At 54.3% G+C, this 14811-nt stretch carries 17 protein-coding genes; 12 read left to right on the forward strand and 5 right to left on the reverse strand.

The window, feature by feature from the left end; genetic code table 11:
• Window positions 1-106 precede the first annotated feature (106 nt).
• Window positions 107-1912 (forward strand): bifunctional metallophosphatase/5'-nucleotidase, encoded by a 1806-nt coding sequence (locus ACW73I_RS22025; protein ID WP_458031656.1) that lies wholly within the window; start codon window positions 107-109, stop codon window positions 1910-1912.
• 63 nt (window positions 1913-1975) lie between these two features.
• On the opposite strand, the gene ACW73I_RS22030 is transcribed toward ACW73I_RS22025, so the two are convergent.
• Window positions 1976-2818: an endonuclease/exonuclease/phosphatase family protein gene (locus ACW73I_RS22030; protein WP_458031657.1), complete on the reverse strand. Its 843-nt coding sequence runs from the start codon at window positions 2816-2818 to the stop codon at window positions 1976-1978.
• A 291-nt stretch (window positions 2819-3109) separates the two neighbouring features.
• Between ACW73I_RS22030 and ACW73I_RS22035 the strand changes: the two genes are divergently transcribed.
• From ACW73I_RS22035 to ACW73I_RS22045, 3 genes are all read left to right on the forward strand, one after another.
• Window positions 3110-3742, forward strand: coding sequence for a DUF47 domain-containing protein (locus tag ACW73I_RS22035; RefSeq protein ID WP_458031658.1), 633 nt, complete (start codon window positions 3110-3112; stop codon window positions 3740-3742).
• A gap of 122 nt (window positions 3743-3864) precedes the next feature.
• Complete coding sequence (locus ACW73I_RS22040; protein ID WP_458031659.1) at window positions 3865-4335, forward strand: site-specific integrase; 471 nt, start codon at window positions 3865-3867, stop codon at window positions 4333-4335.
• A gap of 275 nt (window positions 4336-4610) precedes the next feature.
• Window positions 4611-4751: a hypothetical protein gene (locus ACW73I_RS22045; protein WP_458031660.1), complete on the forward strand. Its 141-nt coding sequence runs from the start codon at window positions 4611-4613 to the stop codon at window positions 4749-4751.
• Window positions 4752-4812: 61 nt separating this feature from the next.
• On the opposite strand, the gene ACW73I_RS22050 is transcribed toward ACW73I_RS22045, so the two are convergent.
• The 3 genes from ACW73I_RS22050 to ACW73I_RS22060 all read right to left on the reverse strand — a co-directional run bounded on the left by ACW73I_RS22050 (window position 4813) and on the right by ACW73I_RS22060 (window position 7046).
• The gene (locus ACW73I_RS22050) at window positions 4813-5406 is read right to left on the reverse strand and encodes a hypothetical protein (protein ID WP_458031661.1); all 594 of its coding nucleotides are present in this window, start codon (window positions 5404-5406) and stop codon (window positions 4813-4815) included.
• 11 nt (window positions 5407-5417) lie between these two features.
• A complete protein-coding gene (locus tag ACW73I_RS22055) occupies window positions 5418-5894 on the reverse strand; it encodes a putative molybdenum carrier protein (protein WP_458031662.1) in 477 nt (158 codons plus the stop codon).
• Window positions 5895-6350: 456 nt separating this feature from the next.
• Complete coding sequence (locus tag ACW73I_RS22060; protein ID WP_458031663.1) at window positions 6351-7046, reverse strand: Crp/Fnr family transcriptional regulator; 696 nt, start codon at window positions 7044-7046, stop codon at window positions 6351-6353.
• Between the two features lie 95 nt (window positions 7047-7141).
• Between ACW73I_RS22060 and hcp the strand changes: the two genes are divergently transcribed.
• Together hcp and ACW73I_RS22070 are read left to right on the forward strand one after the other, a co-directional pair.
• A complete protein-coding gene (gene hcp / locus ACW73I_RS22065) occupies window positions 7142-8806 on the forward strand; it encodes a hydroxylamine reductase (protein WP_458031664.1) in 1665 nt (554 codons plus the stop codon).
• Between the two features lie 14 nt (window positions 8807-8820).
• Entirely contained in the window at window positions 8821-9849 is a 1029-nt protein-coding gene (locus ACW73I_RS22070; RefSeq protein WP_458031665.1) for a 2Fe-2S iron-sulfur cluster-binding protein, read from the forward strand.
• A gap of 142 nt (window positions 9850-9991) precedes the next feature.
• On the opposite strand, the gene ACW73I_RS22075 is transcribed toward ACW73I_RS22070, so the two are convergent.
• A complete protein-coding gene (locus ACW73I_RS22075) occupies window positions 9992-10342 on the reverse strand; it encodes a DUF488 domain-containing protein (protein ID WP_458031666.1) in 351 nt (116 codons plus the stop codon).
• Window positions 10343-10687: 345 nt separating this feature from the next.
• On the opposite strand from ACW73I_RS22075, the gene ACW73I_RS22080 reads away from it, so the two are divergent.
• The 6 genes from ACW73I_RS22080 to ACW73I_RS22105 all read left to right on the forward strand — a co-directional run.
• Complete coding sequence (locus ACW73I_RS22080; RefSeq protein WP_458031667.1) at window positions 10688-10825, forward strand: hypothetical protein; 138 nt, start codon at window positions 10688-10690, stop codon at window positions 10823-10825.
• Window positions 10826-10875: 50 nt separating this feature from the next.
• Window positions 10876-12090, forward strand: a complete 1215-nt coding sequence (locus tag ACW73I_RS22085; protein ID WP_458031668.1) for an RNA polymerase sigma factor — start codon at window positions 10876-10878, stop codon at window positions 12088-12090.
• Window positions 12091-12157: 67 nt separating this feature from the next.
• Complete coding sequence (locus tag ACW73I_RS22090; protein WP_458031669.1) at window positions 12158-13105, forward strand: alpha/beta fold hydrolase; 948 nt, start codon at window positions 12158-12160, stop codon at window positions 13103-13105.
• 252 nt (window positions 13106-13357) lie between these two features.
• A complete protein-coding gene (locus tag ACW73I_RS22095; protein ID WP_458031670.1) occupies window positions 13358-13750 on the forward strand; it encodes a YciI family protein in 393 nt (130 codons plus the stop codon).
• Window positions 13751-13862: 112 nt separating this feature from the next.
• The gene (locus tag ACW73I_RS22100) at window positions 13863-14228 is read left to right on the forward strand and encodes a YciI family protein (protein ID WP_458031671.1); all 366 of its coding nucleotides are present in this window, start codon (window positions 13863-13865) and stop codon (window positions 14226-14228) included.
• Between the two features lie 136 nt (window positions 14229-14364).
• Window positions 14365-14811: VOC family protein (locus tag ACW73I_RS22105; RefSeq protein ID WP_458031672.1), on the forward strand; the 447-nt coding region annotated here is incomplete at its 3' end.

Genomic DNA, 14811 nt, shown 5'->3' on the forward strand with positions numbered 1-14811 from the left:
AAAAAAAAACCCCCCCCCCCAGATAGTCGTGTGTGACTGGAGTTCAGACGTGTGCTCTTCCGATCTACCATAAAAAACATCATAATGACTAATAGGGGATAGCATCATGAACTGGAGCAAATTGGCTATCGGCCTGTTATTGAGCTTGGGTTTGATCGGACCCTGCATGGCGGACGGCCACCACGACAAAGAACGCAAACACGGTCGTCGCCCGCACAAGACGACCAGCGTCAAGATCGTCGCCTTCAACGACTTCCACGGCCAACTGGAGTCGCCGGGCAATTTTCGGCAATCGCCAGGCGGCCCGTCCAATATTCCGGTCGGCGGCGTCGATTGGATGGCGGGTTATGTGAACGACCTTAAAGCACAAAATCCGCATACCATCGTGGTATCGGCCGGCGACATCATCGGCGCAACGCCTTTGGTATCCGCCCTGTTTCACGACGAAGGCACCATAGAAACCATGAATCGTTTGGGTCTGGATTTCAACGCGGTCGGCAATCACGAATTCGACGAAGGCAAGGACGAGCTGTTGCGCATGCAATACGGCGGTTGCCATCCGACCGATGTCAACAGCTGCCGCGGCGCCGACGTCGGAACGCCGGTGCCGTTCGAAGGCGCCCAATTCAAATTCTTGGCGGCCAACGTCGTGGAAACCGCAAGCGGTAAAACGCTGTTTCCGTCCTACGCCATCAAGAACGTCAAAGGCGCCCGCATCGGCTTTATCGGCATGACGTTGAAAGAAACGCCGACCATCGTCACCCCCAGCGGCGTCGCCGGCTTGGAATTCAAGGACGAAGCGGAAACCGTCAACGCCCTGATACCCGAACTGCGTAAACGCCATGTCGACGCGATCGTGGTATTGATCCATCAAGGCGGCGTGGTGCCGGTCACTCAAAGCGCCGACACCATCAACTTGTGCGAAGGCAATCTCGAGCTGAATTCGCCGATCAAGAGCATCGTCAATCAACTGGACGACGCGGTCGACCTGGTGATTTCCGGCCATACCCACCAAGCCTACAATTGCCGAATCGCCAACCGCGACGGCCGCTTGATTTCGGTGACCAGCGCCAACGCCCAGGGCCGGGTGCTGACCGACATCGATTTGACCATAGACAAGCGCAGAGGGGATGTTATCGATGTGGCGGCCCGCAACATCGTGGTGGATCGCAGCAACAGCGCGATCCTGCCGGATGCCGGCATCAAGGCCATCGTCGATAACTACAACACCATCGCGCAACCGATCGCCAACCGGGTGATCGGCGGCATCAGCGCAAACGTCAGCCGTACGACCAATGCCGCAGGCGAATCGGCTTTGGGCGACGTGATAGCCGACGCGCAATGGGAAGCCACCAAAGACGAGGGATTCGGCGACGCGGTGATCGCGTTCATGAACCCAGGCGGCATCCGGGCGGATTTGACTTATGCAACCAGCGCCGCCAACGAAGGCGACGGCAACGTGACTTACGGCGAGGCATTCACGGTACAGCCCTTCGGAAACAGCCTGGTGACGATGACGCTGACCGGCGCCCAGCTCCACACCTTGTTGGAGCAGCAGTTTACCGGTTGCACCGAAGGTTATCCCGCCACGGCACCGGCCGGCGGGCAGCCGTTCAACCGGATACTACAAGTCTCAGAAGGCTTCAGCTATAGCTGGCAGGAAAAAGGTACGCCCTGCGACAACGTCGATCCCGCCAGCATGACGTTGAACGGCGTGATGATCGATCCGGCCGCCAGTTACCGCGTCACCGTGAATAGCTTCATGGCCGACGGCGGCGATCAGCTATACGTGTTGACGCAGGGCGGCGATAGATTGGGCGGCGCTCAAGACCTCGATGCGCTGGAAGCCTATTTTGCCGCACGCCCTGTGGTCGAGCCGGGTGCGCAAAACAGAATTACGCATTTGCCGTAATAATCGCATCGCTCATTTGTTTGTGCTTGGGCCCGACGGCATACGCCGTTGGGCCTTTTTTTATCAGTACAAATCGAACTTGGCCCAATAGCCGAAATGGTCGGAAACCACCGGATAAAAACCGCCGTTGAATATGGGCTCCATCGATCTGATTTTCATCGGGTGGCCGTTACGTTTGAATATGTAGTCTATGCGTTTGGGCGGCCCGCTTTCCCAGCCGTGTATGTGGCCGCGGTAACTGGGGTCGTAAAAGCGATGCGGGTGTAACTCGAAAAATTGATCGACGTACTCGCAATGGCCGACGATATGGTTATAGGCATGCTCGCCCGACGGTGCGTTGAAGTCGCCGACGATCAAATCGCCGCGCACGCCGAAATGATGCCGCGAATAGATCAGGTGTTTCAAGCGGTGATACTCCTCGAAAAAACCGTGGTGGGCCCAGCTTAAATGCACGTTGGCGACGTGCAGCAGGCCGAACCAAGGTACGTCTATGCAGGAAACCGTGACGTTGCGCGACATGTAATTGTCTTTGCGGTGGTCGTTGGACACATAAGCCGAATAATTGTGATGCATGGGATAACGGCTCAAGATGGCCGTACCTTCGCGCCAGCGATAAAAGCCGACGTGGCTCCAGTCCTGATGAATGTGGTACCAACGCCCCCAGGAGCGCAACCGGTTGCAAATCCGAAAAGCCATGTTGGACGGCGCTTCGCCGTATGGATGAGTGATCGGGTCGTGCAGATATTCGCCGACTTCCTGAAAACAGACGACGTCGATATTCAAATGCGCTATGGCCTCGGCGATGATCTGCACCTCGCGTTCGTGGTAATGCATGGTCTCGAACGGGCAATGCACCGGATGCTGTTGGTAAGTATGCAAGTTCAAGGTCAGCAGCGAGAGTTCCATATTATGCGGCGGGCGTGGTGGCGGATTGTCGGCAACGTTATACCGGCAACGTGACAATTTTATGAAGCGTCCCGTCAATCGTTCGCTTACATAAACATGACATAATCATTTGTTAGCGTTTGTCAGCTAAGCCGAAATTTGTGCGCCTTCAAGTGGCCGGCTAAATCATGGGTGCGGACGATTTACGGCATTAACTGGGCGGCATATTGCCGGCGTAAACAATAAATTCAACGGTTTATCGATTGCGATTGATCGAGATCCGAAATGTTTGGTATCGAAGACGAGGATAGTATGAGCGCTAATGCTGGTGAGGGTGTCAATTCGCGTACGCTGGAAACCATATTAAAGGAGCACCTGGATAACACGATAGAATGCGGCAAGGCGCTTGGCGAGCTTTTCATGAATCTGGGCGATCCGGATCAACATATCGTTCGGGTTAAGGCCTTGGAAGAAAAGGGCGATGAACTGACCGCCGAGGCCTATCGCAGCCTGGAGCTGCGTCAATATTCGGATTTCATTTATATCGTCGAGCAGTTGGTCAGCCGCCTGGACGATATCGTAGACGGCATCAACAACACCGCAAGGCTGATCGATATTTGCCATTCAAGAGGGATAGAAAACGCCGCGCACGACATTCTGTCGACCTTACTGGGCATGACGAAGCAACTGCAATCGGAAATCATCAAATACCCGAATATCGATCTGGCGGATATGAAGGCCTGTTGCAAGGCCCTAAAAGAAGGCGAGCAGACGGCCGATCTGATCTATCACGAATGGCGCAAGAAACAGCGGCGGGTGCTGGTGCTGTCGTTAATCGAGGAAAATAACTGGACCGAAATTCTAGGCGTTCTAGAACAAACCACCGACGCGGCATACCATGCCGGGCTATTGTTGGAGCGCATGGTCAGGTATCAGCAAAAATAACCGTTAGTTGGACGAAGCCGCTAACGCGGAGAATATCCCGAGCGGCAGGTAGTTCATAAAATGTAACCTCAAGCCCTCATTCCGAGGGAGCATTCCACGACGAATCATGAGGTTACGTGTCAATGACATCATCTGAATCCACTTTCAAGCACAACTATCAAACCCATCTTAAACACCTTAAACTCAAAGGGCTTCAGCCCAAGACGATAGAGGCTTACGCCCGTGACATTCGGCGCGTCGGCGCGTATTTCGATGAACACATCGACGACCTGTCCGAAGCGCAGCTGACCGATTATTTCACCGATTTGCCGGCGTCTCACTCCTGGAGTGCGGTCAAGCTCGATCTGTACGGCCTCAAGTTCTATTATACCCATGTGCTGCGCAGATCCTGGGTGACGCCGCATCTGATCAAACCACCCAAGGCCCGGCGTTTGCCGGATATCGTCACCGTCGAGGAAGCTCAGCGTTTGTTCCTGGCAACCCGCACCCTTAGTTATCGGGTGAGCATTATCAAAACGCGCATGCCGCCGCAGTTTGCCATCGGAACACAAAGCCCTCCGGCTAACGAAGTTCAGATGGAACAGGTTATGTAAGCTTAGCTTTCTCCCTGGTCGAGTATGAAGCGGCATTTTTGCGCCGAGGGCTGCGCTTATCCCAAATCAGGGGCAAAATGTATACTTAAAATCGTCCTTTTCAGGGGGGGCGCACTGTCGTGGTGATCATTTTGGCTGGTTTTGGCGCATTAATGCCTTAAACAAGCCGCCTCCAACTCAAAACACCGAAAAGATATTTTCTTATATAAAGTCCCACCTGCGAACATCGGGCTTGTCCAACGGGCGTTAGTTTAAAGGAAGCGATCAAAACCGGCGTGAGCTCGAAAGGGCCTTACGCCATGTCGCGGACACCGATTACGCAGATGGCGATGAACAACGAGTGGTTAAAAGCGCAAGGCTTGGTGTCGATCAAAGACCAGTGGGTCCGTTTTCATTACCCTGTTTCAACCGCTTGAGTAGCGGACCCGCATGCTAGGTGGTGTGGGGAGGGCGGGAGAGAAACTCACCCTTACCCGATTAGCAAACATTATTGCCTAGTTCCGCCGAAGGAAATGCTGCGCTGGTTAATACAGTGATGGTGTTGGAGTATTTTCTGCCGGAAAGTCGATGAAGTGGTGAATCGTGAGACAAAAGCCCCGTGGTGCCTACTGTCCATCGACCAATGTATGCCATCTTTCCATAGATAAAACCATGGAAAAGAGGCAGTTTGGCCCAAGTATGCTCTTCAAACGGAACATTGTGCTGGGTGCACAGAGACTTAAGTGTACCGAGGTTGCTATCAAGGCGGGCTTTGAATTCCTTGGGAAGTAGTTCGTGTTCTAGCATCGCTTCAATTGTAATGTCCGACATACGTGCTACGACAACGCGACCAAACTTAGGCAGCTCGGCATTCTTTAATGTCTGTTCCATATAGCGACGCGCAAGCAAAACCGTCACTTCCGCGGTGCCGAGTGAAGCATAGAGGATTTTGGGACTGTCAGTTTTTATCGCGTCTATTCGGATTTCCTCAAATGCTTCTTCTGCCGTACAAGTCTGTTGCGACCATAAGGAGGCCAACGCTTTAGCGATGGCGGTGGCTGTAACAGTAACGGGAAAAGATATCTCGGTCATCGTTCGGCTTCCTATATTGTTTGACTGAATGCCGCGTCCAGTACTTTTGTGATGAACGTTCCAATATCCGGTTCCTCAGACGCACGAGGCCCGGCTACATTTAGCACCTTAGTGGAGTACTGATGAACGAATTTCTTGATTAGAATTGCGGCGTCTTCGATCCCCAGACCGACATGAACATGAATAGTTGGTCGACGGTATTTAAAGGCTAGTTTTTTCGTAAGTTCTGTTCCACCACTGAGTACCTCATTCTTCGAAAAAATAGCTGTTGCGTCTGAATCCCGTACATTCCATTCGGTTCTTAATGCATAGTCTTCAGAAGGCGTCTCAGAAAGGTTGTAGACGGATGGAATGAAACCATCTTCTGCTAAACGCCCTTTTGGGCACCAACCGCCATGTTGAATATTCTCTTTAATTGCCCAATCCAAGGCAGCACGATCGGCACCAGTTTGCCCCCCAGATATTATGCGCTCTATATGGAAATCCATTCGATAATCTCAAGTATGAGTGCTAACTAAAATTAAACGTCCTAAACGACGTAATGTTTTGCGTCAATTTTAAGTTTTTCATTGATTATCAATTGGTTAGTTACTAATAAGAATGAAAAATACGTCACGGAGTAGCGCCTAGTACGAATATGCTAATAGCAGTTGTTAGTGTAATCGATTATTGAATGTCTACAAAAGACAGACAATCGGCACCATTCATACACAGAGCTCGTTCCTCCGACGAATCGGTTTTACTCGTGCAATTGCGACCGAGTGATTTAATCCAATTCGTCGGATTGTTTCATCGCTTCATTGGTTCTTGACTAATTCGGTACACTTTTCATTCATCGCGGCACCCGGCAATCCGCCCGCTGTCAGCCCGCGGCCCCGTCTAGCGTAGCATCATCGAAGGAACGGGAGCCTGCATGCCTACGATTACGCGGTCGCTAATCGTAGCTACGAGCTCTGAACCAAACTCAGTTCTCTTTGCAGCCCGTTGAAATCGAGAATACGGATGGTTTTGCCTTGCACCGAAATCAGTTCCTTACGGCTGAGCTGTTGCAGGATGCGCGAAAAAGTTTCCGGTCGCACCGACAGCCTTGAGGCCAGTACTTGTTTCGGGGTTTCCAAATCCAGACTGTATTGATTACCTTCACCATCGGGTGCCGATTGCAACAACAGTTGAATCACCCGCATGCTGGCATTTTGCAAGGTCAATTGCTCGATATCCTGAATCGCCCCATGCAGCCGTTTGCTCACGCCTCCCAACATTCTTAGACAGAGCTCGTTGGATGCTTGCAATAAGCCCAGAAATGGCTTCATCTCTATACGCCACAATTTGCTCGCGATTACGGCTTTGGCGCTGACCGGGTAATTGTTGATGTTGAAGAACATCACGGCTTCGGCAAAGCTCTGCCCCGGTTGAATGATTTCGATCACTTTTTCTTCGCCCGCCGGCGACAGTCTATACAGCTGAATCTGTCCTTCGCTCAGCACGTAAAAATATTTGGCGTGATCGCCGAAATGAAACAAATGCTGATTCTCCTCCAATTCGATTTCCTGAATGCCCGGCAGAATTCGGTTGAATTGCTCGTCATCCAGCGTGGCAAAGAAATAGTGCTTGTACAACTGTTGTTTGATCCGGGTCGGCATAAAAACCCACTTGATTTAAGTCAAGGACACTTTAAAGGCTGGGCGATTACCTTAGCAACCGCTTTGTACATTTTTTGCCAATCGAAGGAGACCGCATGTTTTGCTATCAATGTGAACAAACCACCCGTTCAAACACCGGCGCCGGCTGCCACGAACCGAAAGGCGTCTGCGGAAAAGACGCCACGACCGCCGACTTACAGGACCTGATGATTTACGGTCTGCAAGGCATCGCGCAGTTGGCGAAACGCCTGCGGCAAGCTGGAGAGCCGCAAACCGAAGCCGACGAATTTATGCTCTACGCCTTATTTACCACGCTGACCAACGTCAATTTCAACGCCAGCCGTTTCGTGCAGCTGATCAAGGATACCGCCCAAACTCGCGATCGGCTGAAGGCCCGATATGCGGCGGTCAATCCGGACGATTGCGCCGCGCTGGAAGCGGTTTCGGAACACCTGCAATGGCAACCGGCCGCCAATGTACCCGGCCTGCTGGTTCAAGCCAGACAGGCGGCGATCAATTTAAATGCGCAACAACTGGGCGAGGATATCATCGGTTTGCGGGCCATGCTGTTATACGGGATCAAAGGTGCCGCCGCCTATTCTTATCATGCCTTGATGCTCGATTATCGCGACGCTGCCGTCTATGCCGGTTTCGAAGATGCGCTGGATTTTCTGGCCTACCGTCCAACCGACGCCGATCAGCTGTTAGCCTGGTGCCTGCGCATGGGCGAGTTGAACTACAAAGTGATGGAGATGCTCGATGCCGCCAACACAGGTAGCCTGGGCGCCCAGGAAGTCAGCAGCGTCAACCTAGGCACGGTCAAAGGCAAAGCCATCCTGGTCAGCGGCCACGACATGCACGATTTGTTGCAACTTCTGGAGCAAACCAAAGACACCGGTATCAACGTCTACACCCACGGCGAAATGCTGCCGGCGCACGCTTACCCGAAACTGAAGGCCTATCCGCATCTGGTCGGCAACTACGGTACGGCTTGGCAAAACCAACAACACGAATTCGCCCGATTTCCCGGCCCCATCGTCATGACCTCCAACTGCCTGATCGAACCTGACGTTGCCTATCGGCACCGGATTTTCACGGCCGGACCGGTCGGCTGGCAAGGTTTGCGGCATATCGCGAACGGCGACTTTTCACCGGTTATCGAAGCCGCGAATGCATTGCCGGGATTTGCCGAGGATAGCGCAGGCCGGCAGATCACCATCGGCTTTGGCCGGGACAGCGTCATGAGCGTGGCGGATAAAGTCATCGACGCGGTCAAATCCGGTGCGATCCGGCATTTCTTTCTGGTCGGCGGCTGCGATGGCGCCGCACCGGGACGTAATTATTTTACCGAAGTGGCCGAGCAGGCTCCGGACGATACCGTGGTGATGACATTGGGTTGCGGCAAGTACCGTTTCAATACCCATGATTTCGGCGATATCGGCGGTATTCCGCGGCTATTGGACATCGGTCAATGTAACGACGCCTATTCGGCGATTCAAATTGCCGGCGCCTTATCCAAGGCCTTTGATTGCGAGGTGAACGATTTGCCGTTGTCGTTGATGATTTCCTGGTTCGAACAAAAAGCGGTCGCGGTATTGCTGACTTTATTGTCTTTGGGCATACGCGGTATTCGTCTGGGCCCGACCTTGCCGGCGTTTTTGACACCGGCGCTATTGGAAAAACTCGGCGAAGCCTTTGATTTAAAGGCCACCGGCAATGCGGCCGACGACATTCAACAGGCGCTGCGGGCCGCGGCTTAAAATCCGGAGTCATCATGTCCGAATATCAAATTACGCTAACGACGCGGGATGGCCATGAATTAAGCTTTGCCTGTAACGAGGATTGTGACGTCGTCAGTGCGGCCGAGCAGGCGGATATCAAGCTGCCGTCCCTGTGCCGGGACGGCGCTTGCGGCGCTTGCGCAGGCCATTGTGACAGCGGCGATTATAGTTTGAGCCAGACCAATCAGGCCGTATTATCGGAAGAAGCAGTAGCCAAAGGAGAGGTGCTGATGTGCAGAACCTTTCCGAAACAGGATTTGTCTATCCGAGCGCCTTACGATTACGCCCACATTCGTATTGGTAAGGAGCAGATCAGGCAAGCGACCGTCACCGGTTTGGAAACAATCGCCGAACGCACGGTGCGATTGATGCTGATACTGGTCGATGATGCTGCCGGAAAGGCCGTGGAATTCGAGCCGGGGCAATGCATGGAATTGGAGAACCCCGGCACCGGGATTCGCCGTGCCTATTCTTTAGCCAATACCGGCAACTGGCGCGGCGAAATGGAGTTTTTGATTCGTCTGCAGCCGGAAGGGAAGTTTTCCGATTATTTGAGTCAACAGGCAAAGATCGGGCAGGTTTTGAACGTTTACGGTCCTAACGGCGCCTTCGGTTTACAGGCCGATAGCTTCCGCCCCGCCATTTTCATCGCCGGCGGTACCGGTTTGGCGCCTTTTCTTTCCATTTTGCGCCGCATGGCGGAATGGGCCGAGGACAGGACGATACATTTATTATTCGGCGTTAACGCAGAAAATGAATTGTTCTGTACCGATGAACTGGAACTGCTACAGTCGACACTGCCCGGTCTCACGTACACGCTTTGCGTCTGGCATCCGACAGATGATTGGCAAGGCGGCTTCCGCGGCACGCCGGCCGATGCCTTGCAAAAATACCTAAGGGATCATCCGGACGACTATGATTTATATTTATGCGGTCCGCCGCCGCTGATTACGGCGGCCACTGAAGTGGCTACCGCATTCGGAATCGATGAAACGGCCATTTATTCGGAAAAGTTCGCTTAGCCGCCATATCCTTGCTCATCGCACGGCTTAAAACGGCCGAAGATTTCATCCCTTCGGCCGTTTTTATCACAAGGTCGACCAGGTAACCGGCGTTAAGCGCGACGCTTATCGGATTGCCGTTTTTTGCATCTGGTTCGTTTAACTAACGAAATAATGCGCTATTTTCCAGAATGACGAGTGCGTGATTATGCTGCTCGTCTTTCGCGGCGTAGACCAGCGTCACCTTACCCTTATCCAGTTCTTCCTTTAATCGCTGTATCGGTTCAGGATTGTCCTTGAGCTCGGCCAGATAGCGTTCTTTGAATGCTTCCCACCGCTCCGGATTGTGCCCGAACCATTGCCGAAGTTCGGTACTCGGAGCAATGCCTTTCAGCCATAGGTCAATATGGGCTTGCTCTTTTGTCAAACCCCTCGGCCAAAGCCGGTCCACGAGCACGCGCCGGCCGTCCTGCGGCTCCGCCGGCTCATAGACGCGTTTGATCCTGATATTCATGAAGAAGCCCGCGAATCGGATAGTTGTGTGTTCATCGGCATTCAGTTTTCTAATGATCGGAGTCCGCTAACTTTAAAAAAATGATTTTAGAGCTGTTGCTTGAGAGTATAGACTGGATAGCGATGCATCCGCCCGGCTTAAAAATCGGCAAAATTTCGATGCCGATTGATTCGCTTTGCGCGCTGATTAACACGCTTGGCGGCGAGCCGATCGGACCCCATGTTTCGATGGCGACATAAAACCAATGGCCTATTTCGGCCCGGTTGTCGATTCGACTACACGCCATGCGATATACCACCGGACAGGCTTTTGCCTTAAGCGATTTAAGCGAATCTGGAGAACCTCATGAACCCAAATCACAACATAATCCCGGAATATGCGGCCGGTTGCGAAATCGTCATCCGCCGCGCCGCCGAATACGCTGCCACGGACGGAAGCCATCAGTGTATTGAGGGTCTGGCGCGTTTTCCGGCATCGGCATGACGTCGAACCAGAATTCGACGCCCATCGACCGGGAATCGGTGCGTGAGGCCGTGAGCGGCATCTACCGCCGCGAATCGGGCCATGTCCTTGCCACGCTGATCCGTTTGCTCGGCGATTTCGATCTGGCGGAGGAAGCGTTGCACGACGCCTTTCGCTCCGCATTGGAGCAATGGCCGCGCGACGGCATCCCCGGCAACCCGAAAGCCTGGCTGGTATCGGCCGGCCGCTTCAAGGCCATCGACAATCTGCGCCGCCGGACCCGCTTCGAGATGCTGGATGATGTCGATACGCTGGCCGACCCCGCCTACGAAAGCGACGATCCCGACGACGAACACCTGGAAGACGACCGCCTGCGGCTGATCTTTACCTGTTGCCATCCGGCGCTGGCGCCGGAAGCCCAGGTGGCGATGACCTTGCGCGAGGTGTGCGGCTTGGCGACCGAAGAAATCGCGCGCGCCTTCCTGACGCCGGCGCCCACCCTGGCCCAGCGCATCGTCCGCGCCAAGGCCAAGATCCGCGATGCAAAAATTCCGTACCGGGTGCCGAGTCCCGCCGAATTGCCGGACCGGCTGGACAGCGTGTTGTGCGTGGTGTATCTGATTTTCAACGAAGGGTATTCGGCTTCGGCCGGTGCGACGCAAACCCGGCATGACCTATCGGAAGAGGCGATCCGTTTGGGCCGCTTACTGGCCCAACTGTTGCCGGACCCGGAAATCCAGGGCCTGCTGGCTCTGATGCTGCTGCATGAATCGCGCCGCGCCGCGCGCACGTCGGCGGACGGCGAATTGATCTTGCTGAGCGACCAGGACCGCTCGTTGTGGAACCGAGAACAGATCGCCGAAGGTTCGAAGTTAGTGGAACGGGCCTTACTGTCGCGACGCTTCGGTCCCTACACATTGCAGGCGGCCATTGCGGCGGTACACGCCAATGCGGCGGACGCCGACTCGACCGACTGGCCGCAAATCGCCGCGCTTTATGCGGTCTTGCTGCGTATCGATCCGTCGCCTATCGTCGAATTGAACCGGGCGGTGGCGATAGCGATGCGCGACGGCCCGGAGGCGGGGCTTCAGCGGATTGACGAGATTCTGTCGCGCGGCGAACTGGGCGAATATCACCTGGCGCATTCGGCTAGGGCGGATTTGTTAAGGCGTTTGGGAAGAATCGACCAAGCCCGCTCCGCTTACGAACGCGCCCTGAGCCTGACCCGTCAACTGCCGGAGCGGCGTTTTCTGGAGCGCAGATTGCGCGAACTGCAGGCTCGTTAATAGATACAATTTGTTAATGCGATAAATAATTCGCAGTCACCAAAGGGAAATCCCATCATGTCCGAATATGTCAACTGTTAGCCTGGGCGCTCTCATGATCGGCGGCCTGTTTGCCGCTATGACATGCGCCCGCTATCGACGCGATATCGGTCTTGCTTACGCCCGCATCGCTACCGGTAGTCGGATTGGGCAGACGCGCCATGGACCGATTGAATACGCAATCGCCGGCGAAGGACCGCCGGTGTTGGTGGTGCACGGTGGGGAAGGCGGCTACGACCAGGGGATGTTGTTCGCCGAACCCTTGGTCAGCAGCGGTTTCCGCGTGATCGCCATGTCGCGCTTCGGCTACTTGCGCACGCCGTTGCCCAAAGATGCCTCACCGCCCGCTCAGGCGGACACCCACGCCGCTTTGCTGGATGCTTTGAATGTCGAGCGGGTTAGCGTGATAACCGCGTCGGCCGGTGTGCCGTCGGCCATGCAGTTGGCGCTTCGTCATCCGGAACGCGTCAAGGCGCTGGTGTTGCTGGTTCCGGTGGCTTACGCACCGCGTGCGGCTGGCGAACCGCAGGTCTATTTTTCGCCGCTGGCCAGACTCCTGATCAGCACTACATTACGCTGGAACTTCCTGTTCTGGGCGGCGAGCAAACTTGCCCCTAAATCGCTCATCCGCGAGTTTCTCGGTACACCGACCGAGGTATTAGCAAATGCATGCGCGGACGAGCAAAGTCGAATTCGGCGGGTGTTTGAAAATATGCTGCCTGTCAGGTCTCGTTGGCAAGGGTTGCTCAACGATGCTGAAATCAATGCGACGTTGCAACGCTTCGAACTGCAGAAAATCACGGTGCCCACGCTAGTTATCGGAACGGGGGACGATTTGTTCGGAACACTTGCCGGCGCTCGCTATACCGCCGATCACCTGCCAAACGCGCGCTTCGTGAGTTTTCCCGACGGTGGCCATCTCTGGGTCGGACACCAGAATGAGGTCATGGCGGAGATAATGGCTTTCCTGAAATAGCCGAAGAGGGGATTAGCGTAGCGCTTGAAAAGGTGCTAAATTGGCGATCGAGTCGGCATAGTTATCACGCTAGATGCTGTGGCCGGCAAACTAATGTGATCGTCAGCAGTTCCGTTCGTGGTGAACTCTCTATCATCAAGCCCTTCAAAACGGCAGATAAGATTTTTCTGAATATCGTTCCTGAGATGTCGAATTCGTCGAATCGGAGACGACAATAAGGGGTAAATCGTTTTTAACTAACAGGAGCCGAACATGAAATACCTATGCCTGATTTGCGCCGAAACCGTGATGGAGCAAATGACGGAAAGCGATGCGGACAAGCACTTTGACGAATACATGGCATTTACTCAAGCCATCAAAGACAGTGGTCATTATCTAGGTTGTAATCGCCTGTTGCCCGCCAATGAGGCAATTACGCTACGCGTGCGGAACGGCAAAACCACCACCACCGACGGCCCCTTCGCGGAAACCAAGGAACAACTCGGCGGCTATTACCTGATCGAAGCCACGGATTTGAATGAAGCAATCCAGGTGGCGTCACGAATCCCGGGAGCGAAGCTAGGTTGCGTCGAAGTGCGGCCGGTTGCGGAAGACGCGCAGACCTTGCAGGCACTGGGTCTTTCCGCTGCGGACATGGCCTGTTAGATAGCTTTGAAGAAATTCCGGGCGACTTGTCGATTTCGGCAAACGCCATTCGACTATCGATTGTAAGACCGCCAGTTCCACTGCCCGATGGGCTTCAACAGGAGAAATTTAGATGAAATGCATGATTATCGTTAAAGCAACCAAGGACAGCGAAAAAATAGCTTGTATGCCGGACCCCGAATTGCTTGCTGCAATGGGTCGGTACAACGAGGAGCTGAAAAATGCCGGCATTATGTTGAGCTGCGCCGGTTTAAAGCCCACCTCGCAGGGGAAGCGTGTCAGGTTTTCCGGTAAGCAGCGCACCGTCATCGACGGCCCATTTCTGGAACCGGAAGATCAAATTGCCGGTTATTGGCTTTGGCAGGTCAAATCGATGGATGAAGCCGTCGAATGGGTCAAGCGCTGTCCCAATCCCATGCTGGAGGACTCCGACATTGAAATTCGTCCGGAGTACGAAGAAGCGGATTTTGCAGCCTGACGATCCTGAAGCGACACATCGCCTCACGGCAATCAAAGGCATTCCCGGTAGGAGCGACGCGTAGTCGCGACAAGGTGTCGTTCCCACGGTGAATTTCATACTAATTTTGACGTTATTCCACCGATGGAGGAGGGATATGATGAAACCTGCAAAAAACACGATTTGCCTTTGGTACAACGGCGGCGCCGAAGACGCGGCGCGGTTTTACGCCGAAACCTTCCCCGATTCATCGGTCGGCGCGGTACACCGGGCCCCGGGAGACTTTCCGTCCGGGAAGAAAGGGGATGTGTTGACGGTCCGGTTCAGCGTGATGGGCATTCCCTGCCTCGGGCTTAACGGCGGACCCGTGTTCAAACACAATGAGGCGTTCTCGTTTCAGGTTGCCACCGAAGACCAAGCCGAAACGGATCGCTACTGGAACGCCATCGTCGGCAACGGCGGCGAAGAGAGTGCCTGCGGCTGGTGCAAGGACAAATGGGGCGTGTCCTGGCAGATTACGCCGTTGGCTTTGACCGGCGCGATCAGCGGTCCCGATCCGGCTGCCGCCAAGCGCGCGTTCGAGGCGATGATGCAGATGAAAAAG

It is taken from the genome of Methylomonas sp. MgM2, assembly GCF_054172045.1.